Below are 19,797 nucleotides of genomic sequence, written 5' to 3'. Positions count from 1 at the left end.
AGGAAGCGCCCCACTCCATGGGCGAAGCCACGCCGAACCCGCCGTCCACCGCCGCGGACCCCCAACGCCGCCCCCCGCCGCGGCTGCGGCTCCGGGCGCGGGCAGGGGTGCTCGCCCTCGTCCTGGCCGCGACCGCGGCGGGCGCCGGACCTGCCGTCGCGGGCCACCGCGTGCCCGGCGGCCGGATCGGCGTCGACGCCGCCGGCTGCGGCAGCCCGCCCGCGCGCGGGCCCGCCGGCCCGGTCTCCTTCCGCGTGACCGACCGCGCCCCGAACTTCGTCGCCGTCTACCTGACCGACCCGAGCGGCCGGAAGGTGTACGCCGAGATCCCCTGGATCGCGCCGGCCGGCACGCAGCCGCTGTCCACCACGCTGGCGGCCGGCCGCTACACGCTGCGCTGCGTCTTCTCCGACGGAGCGGTGCGCGTCTCGCACCCCATGGCGCTGTCCGGCCGCACGACCGGCGCCGTCGCCGGCTACCGGCCACTGCCGGACCTCGCGATGACCGCGCCGGTCACCGCCTACCGCGCCTGGCTGAAGGCGGCGCTGCCCCGGCTGGCGGAGGGGGCCCGCGCCCTCGACGCCGACGTCGCCCGCGGCGACCTGGCCGCGGCCCGGCGGGACTGGCTGCCGGCGCATCTGGACTACGAGCGTCTGGGCGCGGCCTACAACTCCTTCGGCGACTTCGACGCGGCCCTCGACGGCACCGCCGACGGCCTGCCCGGCGCGGTGCACGACCCGGACTGGACCGGGTTCCACGCCATCGAGTACGGCCTGTGGCACGGCCGCACCGCCGGCGCGCTGCGGCCGCTGACGCGGCGGCTGGTCGACGACGTCCGCAAGCTGACCGCGGACTTCCCCAGCGAGGAGATCGACCCCGGCGACCTTCCCCTGCGGGCCCACGAGATCCTGGAGAACGCCTTGCAGTTCCAGCTGACCGGTGCCGCCGACTACGGCAGCGGCACCACCCTGGCCACCCTCGGCGCCAACGTCGAGGGGACCGCCGAGGTGGTCTCCGTCCTCGCGCCGCTGATCGCGCCGCGCGACCCGGCGCTGCTGCGGGCGATCCGCGGCGGGCTGGCACAGGTGACCGCGGACCTGCGGCCGCCGCGGCCGGACGCCGCCCGGCGGGCCCGCCTCGACGGCGATCTCGGGGCGCTGCTGGAGCAGTTGTCCTCGGTGCCCGACCTGCTCGCCCCGCGGACGTCCGCGTGAACCCCGGGCCGCTCGGCCGCCGCGGCTTCCTGCGCGGCGCCACGGTCGGGGCCGCGGGCGCGGCCGCGTTCGGCGGGTTCCGGCTGGCGGACGCCGCCGGCCAGGACGGGAGCGCGTCCGGGCGCGTCGTCCCCTTCGAGGGAGTCCACCAGGCGGGCATCGTCACCCCGCAGCAGGCTGCCGCCACCTTCGTGTCGTTCCAGGTCGTCGCGCCGGACCGGGAGGCGCTGCGGGAGCTGTTCGGCACGCTGACCGAGCGGGTGCGCCTGCTGACCTCGGGCGGGCCGGTCCCGGCCACGGACGTCGCCTCCGTGCCGACCGACAGCGGCACGCTCGGCCCGGCGCTGCCGCCCGACGGGCTGACGGTCACCGTCGGCGTGGGCGCGTCGCTATTCGACGACCGCTACGGGCTCGCCGCCCGCCGGCCGGCCCGGCTCACGAAGATGCCGGTCTTCCCCGACGACCACCTCGCGGGCTCCACGGAGGTGCACGGCGACCTGTCGCTGCAGATCTGCGCCGACTCGCGGGACACGGTGATGCACGCGCTGCGGGACATCACCCGGCACACCCGCGCCGCGATACGGCCGCTGTGGAAGGCCGACGGCTTCCACGCCGAGCCCCGCCCGGCCGGCACCGCGCGCAACCAGCTCGGCTTCATGGACGGCACCGGCAACCCGGACGTGGCCCGGCCGGACGTCGCCGACGCCCTGGTGTGGACCCGCGGCGGCGCGGGCGGCGAGCCGGCCTGGACCGAGGGCGGCTCGTACCAGGTCGTCCGGATCATCCGGATGCTGGTCGAGTTCTGGGACCGGGTGTCGCTGCGGGAGCAGGAGACGATGATCGGGCGGCGGCGCGACTCGGGCGCGCCCCTCGACGGGGCGCGGGAGTCCGACACGCCCGACTACCCGGCCGACCCGCAGGGCCACGTGATCCCGCTCGACGCGCACATCCGGCTTGCCAACCCGCGCGACAGGGCCACCGCGGACCAGCGGATGCTGCGCCGCGGCTACAACTACGACCGCGGCCTGGACGCGGTCGGCGACCTCGACGTCGGCCTCATCTTCTGCTGCTACCAGCAGGACGTGGCGCGGCAGTTCCGGGCGGTCCAGGACCGGCTGGCCGGGGAGCCGCTGGTGGATTACATCCAGCCGACGGGCGGCGGCTACTTCTTCGCGCTGCCGGGCGTGCGGGGCGCCTCCGACCGGCTCGGCTCGGGCCTGCTCGCCTGACGGGAGCGGTCCGCCCGCGCGGGGTGGGAGCCGTGTCGCGGGGGGGCGGCGCGGTCGAGCGGGCCCCGCGAGGGCCTGCGCCGCCGTGCGTCCGCCGACCTCCACCCCGGCGGGACCGCGCCGCACAAGCGGGATCCCGCCGGTGGGCGGATGATGAAAGGTGAGGTGGGTCCCCCGCGGAGGTCGCACCGCTGGCCCTGTGTGCCTCGGCGCGGCGCGACGGCACTCCCACCCCGGCCGGAGGGGCGGCCACCCGCGTCCCGGCCGGTGTGGTGGGGCCGCCGGTACGCGCGCCGTCGTCCGCACCACCGCGGCGCCACCCGTGCAGGGGCCCTGAGAAGAAGCGGGGACCACGGCCCGGCAACCCGTGCCCCCGCACGCACGGCAATCGGAAGGCGGACATCGCCATGACCCAGGAGAAGGCGGCCGCGGAAGGCCGCACCAGGACATGGACCCTGCAGATGGACATCGTCGAGGAGGACCAGGACGCCACCGAGGTGCGCGCGACCCTCGACACGGGTGACCGCAAGCTGGTCAGCCGGACCACCGCGCACCGCAACCCGCACGACCCGCCGGCCCCCGAGATCGGGGACGAGTACGCCGCCGGGCGCGCCCTGCTCGACCTGGGCAAGCGGCTGCTGGGAGCGGGTGCCACCGACGCGGCCGAGAACGCGCAGCGCGAGCTGCGCTGACCCGCCGCGGCCCCAACACCCGCCGGGGCGCCCCGCCGACGAGGAACGGGACGCCCCGGGCGGCGGGTGGGAGCCTGCGCGACGATCGGCCCGGAGACCGCACGCACGGTAGTCGTCACCGGCGGCAGCGCCGGGGTCGGCCCCGGCCCGGCCAGCCGGTACCAGCTTGGCTCCCCGGCCTGGAGACCGATCCCCGGAGCTGCGAGGAACCGGCCGCGCATATGAGGCAGGCCGCGCCGCACCTCGACGTTCTGATCAGCAACGCCGGGATCGAGCGGCGGTGACGGAGGGCGCGACGATCGGCCCGGGAGACCGCACGCACCGCACACGTCACCGGCGGCAGCGCCGGAACCGGCCCCGGCCCGGCCACCCGGTACCAGCTTGGCTGCCCGGCCCGGAGACCCTCGCCCATGACATCGCCGATCCCCGGAGCCGCGAGGAACCGGCCGCGCACCTGCGGCAGGCCGCGCCGCACCTCGACGTTCTGATCAGCAACGCCGGGATCGAGCGGCAGGTGGGGATCACGGTGGACGACGCCCCGCGGGACGCGGCGGAGACCGCTGCGGGCGGCCCAAGACGCAGGTCCACGGCGGGAGTTGCCGAACCGCATCCCGCCCTGCGGTGGCGTGCGAAAATCGTGCGGCCGTGGCCGGCCCTGCCCGGACGGTGCCGGACCTGCCGGACGCGCGCGGCCGCTCGGCTTCGCCCTGCTTCCGATCGTCGTCCCAGGAGGATGCTGATGTGGTCCAGCGTCATTGCGGTCGCCGGCACGCTGCTCGGTGGTGCGCTCACCGGGTTCCTGCAGAGCCGCAGCGAGCGTGCCTCACGGCGGGCCGCCCGCGCGGAGCAGCGGGCGCAGTCCCTGCGGGCGGCGCTGGGCGAGCTGGTGGCCGCGCTCGGTGACCACCGGAGGGCGATGTGGCACCGCGAGGTGCTGCGCCTCGACGGCGCGCCCGCGGAAGCGTTCGAGGCGGCGCGGGCGGTCTCCCGGACCACGCGGTCCGCGGTGACCGCTCCGCTGGTCGCGGTGTCCGTCATCGAACCCGCCCTCGCGCAGGCCGCACGAGCCGCGGCCCAGGCCGCCTTCGACCTGCGCCAGGCCGCCGACCGGACCGTGCTGGCCGCCCGGCGCGAGGCCGCCATCGAGGCCACCGACGCCCTGGTCGACACCGCCGGCCGCGCCCTGGCCTGAACGAACCACCGCCGCACCGCACTTCACGCCCGCGACCGGCTCAGGGCGCGTCGCCCTCCCACGCCCATATCCCGGGCCGGGCCGGCCGCGGACCGTACAACGTCCGGCCACCGGGGCCGAATCGACCGATCTCGGTGACGAGCACGGCGCCGCTGGGGCGCTCGGCCGGGGGGATGCCGGTGACGTCCAGCAGCAGGCCGTCGAGCGGGCCGCCGGCCAGCTCGACGTACTCGTGGCCCTCCCGCGGGCCGGGGTGGGGGTCCTCGTGGTCGGCGCCGTACACGCGCCGCTGCAGCCACCTCATATCCATGCCCGCCAGCCTGCCATCCGCCACCGACAACGCCCGCCCGAGCAGCGGCTACGCCACCGCCGCGAGCCAGGAGAGCAGCAACCGGTCGACCTCCGCGGGGCGCTCCTGCTGGAGCCAGTGGCCGCAGCCGTCCACGAGGTGGGAGGAGACCAGCCCGGGGAGCGTCGTCGGGAAGGCGTCGATCGCCTCGGACATCCAGGTGGTGGAGGCGTCCACGGCGCCGCCGACGAACAGCGACGGCTGGGTCAGGGGCGAGCCGTTGAGCTCGGCGAGCTCCTCCCAGTCCCGGTCCATGTTCCGGTAGCGGTTGAGCGCTCCGGTCAGGCCGGTACGTTCGAACTCCCCGGCGTAGTGGTCGAGATCGGCGTCGGTGAGCCAGGAGGGGCGCCGGCCGGCGGGGAACCGTTCGCGCATCGTCCCACCGCTGCTGACGAAGTGCGGGTCGGGCTCCCCCGGCGCCGGCATCGTGTCGCCGGACAGGGCCGCGTAGAGGCCCGCCAGCCAGCCCCGGACGTCGGGCTCGATCTCCGCCTCGGCCCGGCCCGGCTCCTGGAAGTAGGAGACGTAGAACTCCTGGTCCCCGCCCATGCGCGCGAAGACGTCGCTGGGGCGGGGGCCGCCGGGCGGGGCGTAGGGGACGCTCAGCAGGCCCACCGCACGGAACACCCCGGGGTGCAGCAGCCCGGAGGCGGCGGCGATGTTGGCGCCCCAGTCGTGCCCGACGATCACCGCGGTCTCCTCGCCCAGCGCGCGCACCAGGGCGAGGTTGTCCTCGACGAGGGCGCGCATCCGGTAGTCCCGCGTGGCCTCCGGCTTGGAGGAACGGCCGTAGCCGCGCACGTCGGGTGCGACCGCCCGGTAGCCCGCCGCCGCGAGGGCCGGGAGCTGGTGACGCCAGGAGTACCAGGACTCGGGAAAGCCGTGGACGAGCAGGACCAGCGGCCCGGTGCCCTGCTCGACCAGGTGCAGGCGTCCGGCGGGTGCCTCGACGGTGCGGTGGCGGGGGTCGGCGGACGGTGCGGGCTGCTGCATGGCTTCTCCTCGGGGTTCCCGGTGGCCGCGGTGCCCCTCGATCATGCGGGGCGGCGGCCGGGGACGCGACGAGCCTTGCCGCTTTGGCAACGGGCGAGGTCAGGGCACATTCCGGGATGCGAGCGCCACGTCGCAGGGGTGCGTTCGAGCCGGCGCGGCGCCACCCAGGGCCTGCCACGCTCGACCGCCCCGCCGCGCACCTGCTCGATCCGGAGGACGCCGTGACCTCCGCGGCGACTCGGCCCGGCGCCGGGACCGGCGAGAGGTCCGCCGTGAGCGGGCGAGCTCGCTCGGCGTCCGCGCCGACCGGGCGACCTCGGTTCCGGGCCGGACGACCTCGGGCAGGGGCACCCCTGTCGCCCGCCGTTGCCGAAGGAGTGCACAATTTCCGGCATGACAGCGATGACGACGAGGCTGACGACCCCTGACGGCCGGCTGCTCGACATGGCGGTGTCCGGGCCCGAGGGCGGGACACCGCTGGTCTTCCACCACGGCACGCCCGGGTCGGTGCCGCCCTTCCGCGCGGTGGAGCGGGCCGCCCACCGGCACGGGCTGCGGCTCGTGACGTTCTCCCGCGCGGGGTACGGCGCGTCCACCCGGGCACCGGGGCGGGCCGTCGTGGACGTGGCGGCGGACGTACGGACCGTGCTCGACCACCTCGGCGCCGCGCGCTGCCTGGTCGCCGGCTGGTCCGGCGGCGGCCCGCACGCCCTGGCCACGGCGGCGCGGCTGCCCGACCGGGTGGCCGGCGTGCTGGTCATCGCCGGAGTCGCGCCCTACGGCCTGCCGGACGTGGACTTCCTGGCGGGAATGGGCGAGGGCAACATCGAGGAGTTCGGGGCGGCGCTTCGGGGAGAGGCCGCGCTGCGACCGTTCCTGGAGAAGGAGGCGGTCCAGCTGCGCGACACCGACGCGGCGGGACTGATCACGGGCATGGAGACCCTGCTGCCCCCGGTCGACCGGGCGGTCCTGACCGCGGAGTTCGGCGCGGACATGGCCGCGAGCTTCGCGGAGGCGCTGCGGCTGAGCGTGGACGGCTGGCTGGACGACGACCTCGCCTTCACCCGGCCGTGGGGCTTCTCCCTGGACGAGATCACGGTGCCGGCCTTCGTCTGGCAGGGCAGCGACGACCTGATGGTGCCGTTCGCGCACGGCCGGTGGCTCGCCGCGCATGTCCCCAGGGCCGTCGCCCACCTCGAACAGGGTGAGGGGCACCTCTCGGTGGCCGTGGGAGCGATCGACCGCATGCTGGAGGAACTGGTCGGGACCCTCCCGGACGACCCCGCCGGCGCCTGACGCCCGCTGGGGCGACGGGAGTTCCGGCACGGGCCCGGCCCGCTGCCGGACGCACCCGGACCTGCCGGCGGCCCGGGTGCTGCCCGCCCGGGTCCGCCCGGCCGGGGCGGACGGCTCACGGTGTCGTCGCCTACCTGACGGCCGCGGGCATCGCCGGCACGCACCGCAAGGCGATGCCCGCGGCCGTCAGATACGCGAGGGCACCGATGGCCATGCTGGTGCGCAGCCCGGTGCCGTAGTCGCCGGCGGTGGCGAGCAGGCTGCCGCCGAGTGCGACACCGGTGGCGCTGCCGATCTGGCGGGTGGTGTTGAACAGCGCGGAGGCGGCGCCCGAGTACGCCGAGGGCGCCGCACCCATCACGGTGGCCGTCGAGCCGGTGAGGGCGAAGGACGTACCGAAGCCCGCGGCCATCATCGGCGCCACCAGCAGCGGATAGGCCGGCTCGGCTCCCAGCGCGGCCCAGCCGGCCAGTCCCAGGGCGGCCAGGAGCATGCCGGAGACGACGAGCGGACGATCGCCGGTGCGGCCGGTCAGCCGCCCGGACAGGACCGACGCGAACATGGTCACCACCACCGCGGGCAGCAGCGCCAGCCCGGTGCGGAGCGCGCTGAAGCCGCGCTGGTGCTGGAACTCCAGGCTGGCGGTGAACACCATGCCGTAGAAGCCGAAGTTGAAGAGCATGCCGATCACGGCGCCCCCGCTCATCGCGCGCGAGCGCAGCAGGCTGGGCGGGAGGACGGGGGCGCGGGCCAGCCGCTCGCGCACCGCGAAGGCCGCGGCGGCCAGTACGGCCAGGGCCAGCCCGGCGAGCACGGCGAGGTCGGACCAGCCGCGCCGCCCGGCCTCGTTGAGCGCCGCGGTCAGCAGCGCCACCGCCGCGACGACCGCGCACTGCGCCGGCCAGTCCAGTGCCCGGGCGGCGCGCCGCGGCGAGCGGGCGACGCAGCGCGTCGTCAGCGCCAGGCAGGCCGCACCGACGGGCAGGTTGATGAGGAACACCCAGCGCCACCCCACCGTGGACACGAGCAGCCCGCCCAGCAGCGGGCCGGCCGAAGCCGCGATACCGGCCATCGAGCCCCACAGCCCGAAGGCCCGCGCGCGGGCGGCCGGCGCGGGGTAGGCCTGCTGGAGGAGGGCGAGGGAGCCGGGCACGATCAGCGCCGCGCCGAGCCCCTCCACCAGCCGTGCAGCGACGAGGAAGGACGCGCTCGGCGCGGACGCGCACGCCGCCGAGGCGAGGGTGAACACCGCCACGCCCGCGCAGAAGACCCGCCGGTTGCCGAGCCGGTCGCCGAGCGCGCCCCCGGTCAGCAGGAACCCGGCGAAGACCAGGGTGTAGCCGTCGGTGATCCACTGGATGCCGGTGAGCGAGGCGGACAGCCTCCGGCCGATCACCGGTACGGCCACGTTGATGACCGTCACGTCCAGGATGACCATGAAGTACCCGGCGCACACCGCCAGGAGCGGCGCCCAGGAGCGCCGCCCGGGCCCCGGGTCCGGTCCCGCAGGAGGCGGCCCGCCGGGTGGCGGCGCGGTGGGAGGCGGATCGCCGGGAGGCCGATCGTCGGAGGACGGCCCGTCCGGGCGCGCGGGCTCCTCGTCGCCGGCCGACGCCGCGAACGCCAGGGTCCCCACTCCATCCCTCCGTGGACGGCCGACACGAAAAGTCCCGCTGGGGGACGTATATCGCGCGGGACGACCGTTTGCCGCCCGCACGCGTACGGCGTCGGCAGGATGCCCCGGAGGACGCAGTAATCGGACCGGCGCGGGCCCTCGGGGTGGGCCGGCGGCGCGGCGCCCGTGAAGTCCCCCGGCGCGGCCGGGAGTTCGCGAGCGGACTTCGCGCGCAGCCCCCTCCCCCTCCGCCCGCGCGGGGCGGAGGTGGTGCCCTGCGTCCGGGCCGGCGCGGCGCGCCGACCGTGGTCGCGAGGGCCGCGGCTACCGGGTCCGGCGCTGCTCCGTCTCGTGCTCGACGACGGAGTCGGGACCCGGCGCGACGATCGCCTCGTGCCCGTCGTCGTACCTGACGCGGTACGGCGGCTCGCCGGCCTCACCCAGGACTTCCTCGACCTCGGCGAGCCGGTCGCCGTGGCCCACGGTCCGGCCGTGCACGCGCAGCCGGTCGCCCTTGTTCGCCTGCATCTGGGTTCCTCCTGTTCCGGTGCGGACGGCGCCTGCCACGCCCGCCCTGTCCGACCCGACCCGTGGCTCGCACCACGCCCCCTCCTGACCACCGTAGATCCGCCGTACCGAGGGCGCCCCCGCACGCCGCCCCCGCCCGCCGCCGGTGCTCCCGCCCCCGTGCACGGACACGTCTCCGCTCCGCATCCCGCGGGCGCACTCCATAAGATGGAAAGGGGCGTATCCGCGCATACCGGAAACGTACACACTCCCCTCGCGGACTCCTGGCGGGCGGAACCCGCGCCGGGCTCCGGGAGGCAGAGGAGGCGGAATCATGGCACGTGCAGTGGGAATCGACCTCGGCACGACGAACTCGGTGGTCTGCGTGCTGGAGGGCGGGGAGCCCACGGTGATCACCAACACGGAGGGCACGCGGACCACACCCTCGGTGGTCGCCTTCGCCAAGAGCGGCGAGGTGCTGGTCGGCGAGATCGCCAAGCGCCAGGCGGTCACCAACGTGGACCGCACCGTGCGGTCCGTGAAGCGGCACATGGGCGAGGCGCAATGGCGGTTCCCGGAGACCGGGGACATCGACGGCAGGCGGTACACCGCGCAGGAGATCTCCGCGCGGGTGCTCCAGAAGCTCAAGCGGGACGCGGAGGCGTACCTCGGCGAGGACGTCGCGGACGCGGTGGTCACCGTCCCCGCGTACTTCAACGACTCCCAGCGCACCGCGACCAAGGAGGCCGGCGAGATCGCCGGCCTGAACGTGCTGCGGATCATCAACGAGCCGACCGCCGCCGCGCTGGCGTACGGCCTGGACAAGGAGAAGGAGAGCGAGCAGACGGTCCTGGTCTTCGACCTCGGCGGCGGCACCTTCGACGTGTCGCTGCTCGACATCGGCGACGGCGTGGTGGAGGTCAAGGCCACCAACGGCGACACCCACCTGGGCGGCGACGACTGGGACCAGCGGGTCGTGGACCACCTGGTCCAGCAGTTCCGGAACGGCTACGGCATCGACCTGTCCAAGGACAGGATGGCCGTGCAGCGGCTGCGCGAGGCGGCGGAGCGGGCGAAGATCGAGCTGTCCTCGTCCACCGAGACGACGATCAACCTGCCCTACATCACGGCGTCCGCCGAGGGCCCGCTGCACCTGGACGAGAAGCTCACCCGGGCGCAGTTCCAGCAGCTCACCGCCGACCTGCTGGAGCGCTGCAAGGAGCCCTTCCACAACGCCATCAAGGACGCCGGCATCGAGCTGTCGCAGATCGACCACGTCATCCTGGTCGGCGGTTCGACGCGGATGCCCGCCGTGACCGATCTGGTGCGGGAGCTGACCGGCAAGGACCCGCACAAGGGTGTCAACCCCGACGAGGTCGTCGCCATCGGCGCCTCGCTCCAGGCCGGTGTCCTGAAGGGCGAGGTCAAGGACGTCCTGCTGCTCGACGTCACCCCGCTGTCCCTCGGTATCGAGACCAAGGGCGGCATCATGACCAAGCTGATCGAGCGGAACACGACGATCCCCACGAAGCGTTCGGAGATCTTCACCACCGCGGACGACAACCAGCCCTCGGTGCAGATCCAGGCGTTCCAGGGCGAGCGCGAGATCGCGGCGTACAACAAGAAGCTCGGGATGTTCGAGCTGACCGGCCTGCCCCCGGCCCCGCGCGGGATGCCCCAGATCGAGGTCACCTTCGACATCGACGCCAACGGCATCATGCACGTCGGCGCGAAGGATCTGGGCACCGGCAAGGAGCAGCGGATGACCGTCACCGGCGGCTCCTCGCTGCCCAAGGACGACATCGACCGCATGATGCGCGAGGCCGAGCAGTACGCGGACGAGGACCACAAGCGCCGCGAGGCCGCCGAGACCCGCAACCACGCCGAGCAGGTCGCCTACCAGACGGACCAGCTCCTCGCCGAGAACGCCGACAAGGTGCCCGAGGACGTCAGGGCCGAGGTCGAGTCGGCACTCGCGGAGCTCAAGCAGGAGCTGTCGGCCGAGGGGGACGGCGCGGAGCGGACCGCCGCCCTGCGGCAGGCCGCCGACAAGGTCACCGCCGCGGCGCAGAAGGTGGGTGCCGCCATCTACGCGCAGGCCCAGGGCCGCCCGGCGGACGCCAACGGGACCGCCGGTCCGGGCGCGGCGGAGGGCGACGGGGCCGCCGGCGCCGGCCCCGGTTCGGCCGGGAAGGACGAGGACATCGTCGACGCCGAGATCGTCGACGACGACAAGCCGCAGGAGGGCGCCGGATGACCCGCCCGAACGGCACCGGACGGCCCGCCCCGCGCCCGCTGTCGGTCCTCCGGGACGACCGGGGACCGGGGAGCGGCACCGGGACGGGGATCGAGCCGCACCGTCGCGGCGACGTCGAACCGTTCCCGCGCGGGGGTGTCCCCGCCGGCGAGGTCGACGCGCTGCGGGCGCGGCTGGGCGAGCGCACGGCGGACCTGCGGCGGCTGCGGTCCGAGTTCGACGGCTACCGGCGGCGGACGCACCGCGACCGCCGCGCGGTGGGCGAGATCGCGGTGGCCAACGTGCTCACCGGCCTCCTCCCGGTCCTCGACGCCATCGAGCAGGCACACCGGTACGGCGAGGTCACCGGCGGCTTCCGGCACGTGGCCGGCGTGCTGGAGGCCGAACTCGCCGCCCTGGGACTGCGGTCGTACGGCGCGCCGGGCGATCCCTTCGACCCGGCCGTGCACGAGGCCGTCACCTGCGTCCGCTCCGGCGGGGTCGAACGCCCCACCTGCACGCGGATCCTGTGCTCCGGGTACCGGGTGGGCGACCGGCTGCTGCGGCCGGCCCGGGTGGAGGTCACCGCGCCGGTGCCGGAAGGACCCCGGGACGGCCGTTGACCAGGCGCCGCGCCCGTCCCGCGCGGAACCGAGCCGCAGTACGCCCCGCGCCGAAGTTCGCCCAGCCCGGGAGGTGGAGAGGCCGTGGTCACCGTGTTCCTCGGCGGGGACGTGATGCTCGGCAGGGGCGTGGACCAGCTTCTCCCGCACCCCGGTGACCCCGAGCTGCGCGAGATGTCGGTGCGCGACGCCCGCACCTACGTCGAGCTGGCCGAGGCGGCCAACGGCCCGGTCCCCCGGCCGGTCGGCCCCCGCATGCCATGGGGCGAGGCGCTGCCGGTCCTGGACGACGCGGCCCCCGACGCGCGGGTGGTCAACCTGGAGACCGCGGTCACCGCGGACGGGGACTTCGCCCCCGGCAAGGCCGTGCACTACCGGATGCACCCGGCCAACCTGCCGTGCCTGGCGGCGGTCCGCCCGGACGTCTGCGCGCTGGCCAACAACCATGTGCTGGACTTCGGCCCGCGCGGCCTGCTGGAGACGCTCGGCGCCCTGGAACGCGCGGGGGTGCAGACCGCGGGCGCGGGCACGGACGCGGCGCGGGCGCGCCGGCCGGCCGTGGTGCCGCTGGAGGACGGCGGGCGGGTGCTCGTGTTCTCCTTCGGGATGCCGTCGAGCGGCATCCCCGAGAGCTGGGCCGCCACCGGGCAGCGGGCCGGCGTCGACCTGGTCGAGGCGCCCACGTCGGTCGCCGCCGCGGCGTTCGCCGAGCGCCTGCAGGCGGTGCGGCGGCCGGGGGACGTCACGGTCGCCTCGATCCACTGGGGCCCCAACTGGGGCTACGACGTGTCCCCCGACGAGATCGGCTTCGCCCACGCGCTCGTCGACGCGGGCGTGGACATCGTGCACGGCCACTCCTCGCACCACCCGCGCCCGCTGGAGGTGTACGGCGGCAGGCTCGTGCTGTACGGCTGCGGGGACCTCGTCGACGACTACGAGGGCATCGACGGCTACGAGGCCTACCGTGACGACCTGCGCGTGCTGTACCTGGTGACGGTGGAGCCGGACACCGGCCGGCTCGCCGAGGCGCGGCTGGTGCCCCTGCGGGCGCGCAGGATGCGGCTGGAGCACGCCCCGCCCGAGGACGCCGGGTGGCTGGGCGCCACCCTCGACCGGTACAGCCGGGAGTTCGGCACGCGGATCGGCGCCGGGCCCGACGGCGCCCTCACCGTGCGCTGACCGTGCCCGCGGCGTAGCGCTTGCGAGGTGCGGCTGCCCCCGGCGGCGGTCCCATGGTTGGACGTGCGGCTCGGCGGGCAGCGAGGATGGCGCGGGCGCGGCGCTCCGCCGGCCCGCGAGCGCGCTGCCGCCCGCAGCCGAGTCCGAGGAGTCCTCCCATGCCCGTCACGCCCGCACGTCCCGCGGTCCATCTGGCCGTACCCGTGGACGACCTGGCCGCCGCGCGCCGGTTCTACGCCGGCACCCTGGGCCTGGAGGAGGGCCGCTCCACCGACCACTGGATCGACTGGAACCTGCGCGGCCACCAGTTCGTCACCCACCTCGTCACCGGCGGCCCCGCGGCGCCCGGGACCGGCTCCGTCGACGGGCACGCGGTACCGGTCCCGCACTTCGGGCTGCTGCTGGCCACCGAGGAGTTCCACGAACTGGCTGCCCGGCTGCGCGCGGCGGGCACCGACTTCGTCATCGAGCCCTACTGCCGTTTCCCCGGCGAACCGGCCGAGCAGTGGACCATGTTCCTGCGCGACCCGGCCGGCAACGCGCTGGAGTTCAAGGCGTTCCGCGACGAGTCGAAGGTGTTCGCGCGATGAGGCAGGTCCTGGTCACCGGGGCGTCCCGGGGTATCGGGCGGGCGGTGGCCCTGGCCTTCGCCGAACACGGCGATCGGGTGGCGGTGCACTACGCGACCCGCCGCGACGACGCCGAGGAGACCCTGGCGCGGCTGCCCGGGACCGGCCACGTCCTGGTCGCCGGCGACCTGAGCGAGCCGCAGGAGGCGCAGCGCATCGTCGAGGACACCGCGGCGGGGCTGGGCGGGATCGACGTCCTGGTCAACAACGCGGCCGTCGCCCCGTCCGCCGGGACCCGGCACTCGGTGGCCGACGTGTCCTACGCCGACTGGCAGCGGATCTGGCACCGCATGATCGACCTCAACCTGCTCGGTGCGGCGAACCTGACGTACGGCGTCGCGCGGCACCTGATCGGGCGCGGCGCGCCAGGCAGCATCGTCAACATCGGTTCGCGCGGTGCCTTCCGCGGTGAACCCGAGTTCCCCGCGTACGGCGCGAGCAAGGCCGCCCTGCACGCCTTCGGGCAGTCGATGGCCGTCGCGCTGGCGCCGCACGGGATCGCCGTGGCGTCCGTGGCTCCGGGTTTCGTCGCGACCGAGCGGCAGGCCGCCGCGATGACCGGTGAGAGCGGCGAGGCGCTGCGCGGCCAGAGCCCGTTCGGACGGGTCGGGACGCCCGAGGAGGTGGCGGCCGCCGTCCTCTACCTGGCCTCGCCGGACGCCGCGTGGTCCTCCGGCACGGTGCTCGACCTCAACGGCGCGTCCTACCTGCGGACCTGAGCCGACTGCGCTCCGCCGATCGGCGGAGCGCAGTCGGCGCGCCCGCGGTGCGGGAGGGACGGTGGAGGGGAGCGGGGGGCTCGACACCGACCGCGCTCCCCGGCGGAGCGCCCACGAGGAGGCCATGATGACCCGGATCCCGACGGCGGCGGCGTCGTGAGCGGCGCGCAGGCGGGCACGCCCCGTTCCCGGGCCGTCCGCTTCGACCGGTACGGCGACCTGGACGTCCTCTACCTCGCGGAGGTCGAGGTGCCGGTACCGGCCGAGGGCGAGGTCGTGGTCCGGATGCGGGCGGCGTCCGTCAACCCCGGCGAGACCGCGATCCGGGTCGGCGCGCTGGCGGACGTCTTCCCCACCACCTTCCCCTCCGGGGAGGGCAGCGACCTGGCCGGCGTGGTCGACGCGGTCGGCCCCGGGGTGACGGAGTTCGCCGCCGGCGACGAGGTGCTGGGCTGGTCCCACAGTCGCTCCAGCCACGCCGACCACGTCGTGGTCGGCGCCGACCAGCTGATCCGCAAGCCGGAGGCGATGAGCTGGGAGGTGGCGGGCTCGCTCTACGTCGCCGGCTGCACCGCCTACGCAGCCGTCCGGGCGGTGGGCGCGGGCGACGGCGACATCGTCGCGGTGTCCGCGGCGGCGGGCGGCGTCGGCACCGTGGCGGTCCAACTGCTGCGGCTCAAGGGCGCGACCGTGCTCGGTATCGGCTCGGCCGGCAGCGCCGACGACCTCACGTCCCTGGGCGCCACCCCGGTCGCGTACGGCGACGGGCTGGCGGAGAGGCTGCGCGCCGCCGCGCCCGACGGGATCGACGCGTTCATCGACCTGTTCGGGCCGGAGTACGTCGAGCTCGCGGTCGAGCTCGGGGTCGCGCCGGAGCGGATCGACACCGTCATCGCCCCCGACGCCGCCCGGAAGTACGGCGCCAGGACCGAGGGCAGCATGGCCGCCACCTCCACCGAGGTGCTGGCGGAGCTGGCCGACCTGGCCGCCTCCGGCCGCCTGACGATCCCGATCGCGGCCACGTACCCGCTGGAGCGGGTCAAGGACGCCTACGAGGAGCTGGCCCGCCGCCACACCCACGGCAAGATCGTCCTCGTCCCCTGAGCACCGTCCGGCCCGTCCCGGCCCGGCCGCACCCCGCGGCCGGGCCGGAAGACCGCACCGGTGTCAGGCGATCACGCGGAAGTGCGTGACCAGCCGGCGCTCGTCGTCCAGCACGTGGAAGGCGATCATCGGCGGCAGGTCGAGGTCGATCTCGGGCCGCCCCTCCAGCGGCAGCGGAACGGTCGAGACGATGCCGGGGCCGACCAGCAGCGGGCGGCCCGCGAAGATCGTCGCGGCGCCGGTGTGCGCGTGGCCGCACAGCACCGCGACCACCTGCGGGTGGCGCTCCAGGACCGCCGCGAGCCGCTCGCCGCCCGACTGCCGGATCCGGTCGACGTACGGCAGGTGCAGGCGCACCGGCGGATGGTGGAAGCACACGAAGACCGGCAGGTCGCGGCCCGCCTCGGCGACCGTGGTGTCCAGCCACGCCAGGGTCCGGTCGGTGAGCACCCCGTCGTCCCGGCCGGGGAGGGTGGAGTCGCACAGGACGTAGACGGCGCCCTCGGTGCGCACGACCCGGTTGATCTCGTCGCCGGCGCCGTCCGCCGCTGCCGGCTCGCCGAGCAGGTGCGCGCGGAACGCAGGGCGGCGGTCGTGGTTGCCGGGCAGTGAGAGCACGGGGTACGGCAGGTCCAGCAGTTTGGCCGCCTCGTCGTACTCCGCGGCCGCGCCGTGGTCCGCGACGTCGCCGGTGAGCAGCACCGCGTCGACCGGTCCCGGCATGGCCCGCAGGGCCGCCACGACCCGCGCCGCCCGTTCGGCGGCCCGCGGCCCTCCGTCCAGATGCGGGTCGCTGATGTGCGCGATGGTGAGCACCGATGTTCCTCCCGGCTCGTGGCGGGGCGGCGGCCCCGTGACGGCTGTTCCCGCGCGCGAGCGCGCTCCCCCACGAGTGTGCCCGAGCCCCCGCATCCCGTGGCAGGCGGGCGAACGGAGTTCGTCACGGGCGGCACCAAGTCCGTTCGCCCCGTGGCCCGTTCCCCCATTGTTGGCCACACCCACACTCGTGTTATCGTTCATGCACCGAACATTGGCCGAGCAAACATTTGCTTGGCCAACATTCATGCCACCATTGACGCACGTGGAGTGGAGACCGTGATCAAGCCCTTCCGCATCGACATCCCCCAGGCGGACCTCGACGACCTGAACGACCGGCTCGCCCGCACCCGTTGGCCCGACGAGGTCGCCGACGCCGGGTGGGACTACGGGTTCCCGCTGGCCCGGCTGAGGGAACTGGCCGAGCACTGGCGCACCGGCTACGACTGGCGCGCGCACGAGGCCGAACTCAACGAACTCCCGCACTTCACCACCGAGATCGACGGCCAGAACATCCACTTCGTCCATGTCCGCTCCGCGCGGCCGGACGCGCTCGCGCTGATCCTCACCCACGGCTGGCCCGGTTCGTTCCTGGAGTTCCTCGACGTGATCGGGCCGCTGTCACGCGACTTCCACCTGGTGATCCCGTCCATCCCCGGGTACGGCTTCTCCGGTCCGACCCACGAGCGCGGCTGGGACATCACCCGCGTCGCGCGGGCCTGGGCCGAACTCATGCGGCGGCTCGGGTACACGCGTTACGGCGCCCAGGGAGGCGACTTCGGCTCGGGCATCTCGACGGCGCTGGGCGCGGTGGCCCCCGAGCGGGTCGTCGGAGTGCACGTCAACTACCTGCCGACCCGGCCGCTCCCGGACGGCACCCTCGAACTGTCCGCCGCCGACGAGGCCCGGCTGGACCGGATCCGGCAGGTGATGGCGCACCGCCCGCCGTACCAGACCCTGCAGGCCACCACCCCGCAGACCATCGGCTACGCGCTCACCGACTCGCCGGTCGCCCAACTGGTCTGGATCGCCGAGCGCTTCGCCCAGTGGACCGACCCCCGCGCGCCCGTCAGCGACGAGCGGATACTCACCGGCGTCTCGCTGTACTGGCTGACCGCCACGGCGGCATCTTCGGCGCGGCTGCACCACGACACCCCGCGGCGGATCGAGCCGTGCCCGGTGCCGGTCGGCGTGGCGGTCTTCCCGCACGACATCACCCTGCCGGTGCGGCCGCTGGCCGAGCGGCTCTACGACATCAGGCACTGGTCGGAGTTCACGCGCGGCGGCCACTTCGCCGCGATGGAGGTGCCCGACCTCCTCGCCGGCGACGTGCGGGACTTCTTCCTCGCCCGCGTCAAGGAGGCCGACGGCGACGGGCCGGCCACCACGGCACCTGCTGCGACCCGGGGCGCGTAACGCCGGCGGTGCGCCGCACCTATGAGTGGGTGAAGGCCGGCAAGGAGGTTCAGTACTCCGCGATGCCGGAGCGCCAGGTGGTGGATCGCGCAGGCGTCGCGCCCGGAAGGACCGACCGCCGAGAAGCGGGGTGGGCGATTCCCCTGCCCACCCCGCTCCATGAGCGCCGCACGGGTCCTGGGACGCTGGGCCTCACACCGCGACCGCGGCCTCCACCGTGGCGATCTCCTCCTCCCGCTCGTGGCGGCCGCCGAGCAGCGCGACGGTGACCGCCGCGCAGGCGAGGGCGGCGATCCCGCAGACCGTGAAGCCGATCGAGTAGCCGTGGTCCAGCGCCCGCACGGCCAGCGGGGCGGCCTTGCTGAACGGGACGTCCGGCGGCACCGAGTTGGTCACGACCGGGCCGGCCCCGGTGGCCGCTCCCTTGACGTCCGCGGGCAACTGCGCCCCCGCCAGGGCGTGGTGGAAGTGGGTGGCGGCCTTGCTCAGGGCCACCGCCCCGATGAGCGCGGGGCCCATGGCGAAGCCGAAGTCGCGCACCATGCTGGTGGTCGCCGCGGCCATGCCGGAGAACTGCGGTGGCACCGTGTTCACCACCGTGGCGGTCACGGAGGAGACGGCGAAGGAGAAGCCGACGCCGACCAGGCCCATGGGCACGATCAGCGACGGCAACGTCCTGTCGGTGATGGCCACATGGGAGGCGAGGAACTGGCCGAGCGCCATCAGCAGGAAGCCGCCGCCCAGGATCCAGCGCGGCTGGTAGCGGGCCATCATGAAGGACGTCAGCGGCAGCAGGAAGATCGTCAGGCCGCTGAGCAGGATGAACGCGAAGGCGGTGCGCATCGCGCTCTGGTGCTGGATGACCTCCATGCGGATGCTGATGGAGTACGCGGTGCCGAGGAAGGAGAACATGCCGAGCACCGTGACCGCCGAGGCCAGCGCGAAGGCCCGGTTGCGGAACAGGTCCATGCGCAACAGCGGGTTCTCCACCCGCAGTTCGATGACCACGAAGGCGACGAGCAGCGCCGCGGCGACGACGAAGGACCCGACGATGATGCCGCTGCCCCACCCGGCCGTGGGGCCCTCGATGACCCCGTAGAGCAGGGCGAACAGCGCGAGGCCGATCGCGCTCTGCCCGGCGATGTCCAGCGAACGCCCCTCGGGGGAGCGGGAGTCGGTGGCGAAGGAGTAGCTGAACACGGCGTCCGCGGCAGCGAGTCCCGCGATGATCCAGAAGGCCGTGCGCCAGCTCCCGTAGGTGGCGGTGAGGCCGCCGAGCATCGGGGCGATGAAGTTGCCGGTGGACAGCAGCGCCGCCCACAGGGCGATCATGCGCGCGCGGGAGGCGTGGGTACGGCTGCCGGAGGCGATGATCGCCAGCGTCGTCGGGAACAGGGTGGCGGAGCCGAGCCCGGCGATGATCTGGCCGACGTACATCTGGGCGATGCCGGTGGTGGTGCCGGAGATGATCTCGCCGACGAGGAGCAGGCGGGCGCCGCCGACGAGCAGCTTCTTGCGGCCGAAGAGGTCGCCGAGGACGCCGAAGGTGAGCTCCAGCGCCGCGATCGGCAGCAGGGTGCAGTCGGATATCCAGTCCAACTGCGAGGCCCCCGTGGGGTGCAGGACCGTCTGGAAGGTCCCGTTCAGCGTCGCGGGGACGGCCAGGCCGATCTGGGCCAGGCAGACCGCGAACCCCACGGCGACGATGGTCGCCGTGTCGAGGCTGGTGACGCGTGCGGGGGCGGCGGGCGGCGCGACCGCTCCGGAGTCGGGCATGGGGCTTCCTTCCCAGTGCTCTGTCGTGCGGGTGAGGAGGTGGCGCCGCGAGGTCCGCACGGATCGAGGGCGGCCCGCACACCGGATGTTCGCCTGGCGAATAAATCTTCGATAACTTTCAGGCGTGGGAATGTACTCGGGGCCGCACCCTCCGGCAAGGGTTTGCACCGAAGCCACAGCAGAGTCCTCGCAACCGCCGTCCGCGACGCGGG

18 protein-coding genes are annotated in these 19,797 nt (G+C 74.8%); 12 read left to right on the top strand and 6 right to left on the bottom strand.

The annotated features are described in order from the left end of the window. Positions 1 to 17 precede the first annotated feature (17 nt). The 4 genes from C4U44_RS26215 to C4U44_RS26200 all read left to right on the top strand — a co-directional run bounded on the left by C4U44_RS26215 (position 18) and on the right by C4U44_RS26200 (position 4,327). The gene (locus C4U44_RS26215; protein ID WP_103888471.1) at positions 18 to 1,214 is read left to right on the top strand and encodes an EfeM/EfeO family lipoprotein; all 1,197 of its coding nucleotides are present in this window, start codon (positions 18 to 20) and stop codon (positions 1,212 to 1,214) included. Next, the gene (gene efeB / locus C4U44_RS26210) at positions 1,211 to 2,443 is read left to right on the top strand and encodes an iron uptake transporter deferrochelatase/peroxidase subunit (RefSeq protein ID WP_103888470.1); all 1,233 of its coding nucleotides are present in this window, start codon (positions 1,211 to 1,213) and stop codon (positions 2,441 to 2,443) included. The genes C4U44_RS26215 and efeB overlap by 4 nt, the downstream gene beginning before the upstream one ends. A gap of 407 nt (positions 2,444 to 2,850) precedes the next feature. Continuing rightward, positions 2,851 to 3,135: a dsRBD fold-containing protein gene (locus C4U44_RS26205; protein WP_103888469.1), complete on the top strand. Its 285-nt coding sequence runs from the start codon at positions 2,851 to 2,853 to the stop codon at positions 3,133 to 3,135. A 739-nt stretch (positions 3,136 to 3,874) separates the two neighbouring features. Continuing rightward, positions 3,875 to 4,327 carry a protein kilB gene (locus tag C4U44_RS26200; protein ID WP_103888519.1) on the top strand — a complete coding sequence of 151 codons (453 nt, stop codon included), beginning with the start codon at positions 3,875 to 3,877 and terminating at the stop codon, positions 4,325 to 4,327. Between the two features lie 40 nt (positions 4,328 to 4,367). Here C4U44_RS26200 and C4U44_RS26195 read toward each other — a convergent pair whose 3' ends face one another. Together C4U44_RS26195 and C4U44_RS26190 are read right to left on the bottom strand one after the other, a co-directional pair. Further along, positions 4,368 to 4,637: a hypothetical protein gene (locus tag C4U44_RS26195; protein ID WP_103888468.1), complete on the bottom strand. Its 270-nt coding sequence runs from the start codon at positions 4,635 to 4,637 to the stop codon at positions 4,368 to 4,370. Positions 4,638 to 4,685: 48 nt separating this feature from the next. Continuing rightward, complete coding sequence (locus C4U44_RS26190) at positions 4,686 to 5,669, bottom strand: alpha/beta fold hydrolase (RefSeq protein ID WP_200823402.1); 984 nt, start codon at positions 5,667 to 5,669, stop codon at positions 4,686 to 4,688. Between the two features lie 393 nt (positions 5,670 to 6,062). Between C4U44_RS26190 and C4U44_RS26185 the strand changes: the two genes are divergently transcribed. Beyond that, the gene (locus C4U44_RS26185) at positions 6,063 to 6,965 is read left to right on the top strand and encodes an alpha/beta fold hydrolase (protein WP_200823401.1); all 903 of its coding nucleotides are present in this window, start codon (positions 6,063 to 6,065) and stop codon (positions 6,963 to 6,965) included. 130 nt (positions 6,966 to 7,095) lie between these two features. Here C4U44_RS26185 and C4U44_RS26180 read toward each other — a convergent pair whose 3' ends face one another. Both C4U44_RS26180 and C4U44_RS26175 read right to left on the bottom strand, forming a co-directional pair. Next, positions 7,096 to 8,403 (bottom strand): MFS transporter, encoded by a 1,308-nt coding sequence (locus C4U44_RS26180; RefSeq protein ID WP_235032364.1) that lies wholly within the window; start codon positions 8,401 to 8,403, stop codon positions 7,096 to 7,098. Between the two features lie 501 nt (positions 8,404 to 8,904). Next, positions 8,905 to 9,108: a DUF1918 domain-containing protein gene (locus tag C4U44_RS26175; RefSeq protein ID WP_103888465.1), complete on the bottom strand. Its 204-nt coding sequence runs from the start codon at positions 9,106 to 9,108 to the stop codon at positions 8,905 to 8,907. Positions 9,109 to 9,421: 313 nt separating this feature from the next. Between C4U44_RS26175 and dnaK the strand changes: the two genes are divergently transcribed. The 6 genes from dnaK (at position 9,422) to C4U44_RS26145 (ending at position 15,577) form a co-directional block, all read left to right on the top strand. After that, positions 9,422 to 11,344, top strand: a complete 1,923-nt coding sequence (gene dnaK, locus C4U44_RS26170; protein ID WP_103888464.1) for a molecular chaperone DnaK — start codon at positions 9,422 to 9,424, stop codon at positions 11,342 to 11,344. Further along, positions 11,341 to 11,946 carry a nucleotide exchange factor GrpE gene (gene grpE, locus C4U44_RS26165; protein ID WP_103888463.1) on the top strand — a complete coding sequence of 202 codons (606 nt, stop codon included), beginning with the start codon at positions 11,341 to 11,343 and terminating at the stop codon, positions 11,944 to 11,946. The genes dnaK and grpE overlap by 4 nt, the downstream gene beginning before the upstream one ends. A gap of 84 nt (positions 11,947 to 12,030) precedes the next feature. Then, a complete protein-coding gene (locus tag C4U44_RS26160; RefSeq protein ID WP_265737340.1) occupies positions 12,031 to 13,125 on the top strand; it encodes a CapA family protein in 1,095 nt (364 codons plus the stop codon). A 158-nt stretch (positions 13,126 to 13,283) separates the two neighbouring features. After that, positions 13,284 to 13,715, top strand: coding sequence for a VOC family protein (locus C4U44_RS26155; protein ID WP_103888462.1), 432 nt, complete (start codon positions 13,284 to 13,286; stop codon positions 13,713 to 13,715). Then, positions 13,712 to 14,473: an SDR family NAD(P)-dependent oxidoreductase gene (locus tag C4U44_RS26150; protein WP_103888461.1), complete on the top strand. Its 762-nt coding sequence runs from the start codon at positions 13,712 to 13,714 to the stop codon at positions 14,471 to 14,473. The genes C4U44_RS26155 and C4U44_RS26150 overlap by 4 nt, the downstream gene beginning before the upstream one ends. 156 nt (positions 14,474 to 14,629) lie before the next feature. Then, complete coding sequence (locus tag C4U44_RS26145; RefSeq protein ID WP_103888460.1) at positions 14,630 to 15,577, top strand: NADP-dependent oxidoreductase; 948 nt, start codon at positions 14,630 to 14,632, stop codon at positions 15,575 to 15,577. Positions 15,578 to 15,640: 63 nt separating this feature from the next. On the opposite strand, the gene C4U44_RS26140 is transcribed toward C4U44_RS26145, so the two are convergent. Then, positions 15,641 to 16,393 (bottom strand): metallophosphoesterase, encoded by a 753-nt coding sequence (locus C4U44_RS26140; RefSeq protein WP_103888459.1) that lies wholly within the window; start codon positions 16,391 to 16,393, stop codon positions 15,641 to 15,643. 279 nt (positions 16,394 to 16,672) lie between these two features. On the opposite strand from C4U44_RS26140, the gene C4U44_RS26135 reads away from it, so the two are divergent. Beyond that, a complete protein-coding gene (locus C4U44_RS26135; RefSeq protein WP_103888516.1) occupies positions 16,673 to 17,809 on the top strand; it encodes an epoxide hydrolase family protein in 1,137 nt (378 codons plus the stop codon). 192 nt (positions 17,810 to 18,001) lie between these two features. Here the strand turns inward: C4U44_RS26135 and C4U44_RS26130 are convergent, their stop codons facing one another. Beyond that, positions 18,002 to 19,585: an MFS transporter gene (locus tag C4U44_RS26130; RefSeq protein WP_103888458.1), complete on the bottom strand. Its 1,584-nt coding sequence runs from the start codon at positions 19,583 to 19,585 to the stop codon at positions 18,002 to 18,004. Between the last annotated feature and the right edge of the window lie 212 nt (positions 19,586 to 19,797).

Source organism: Actinacidiphila yanglinensis (genome assembly GCF_900107965.1).
GTDB classification, from domain to species: Bacteria; Actinomycetota; Actinomycetes; order Streptomycetales; family Streptomycetaceae; genus Actinacidiphila; species Actinacidiphila yanglinensis.
This window is presented reverse-complemented; position numbering and strand designations above follow the sequence as displayed.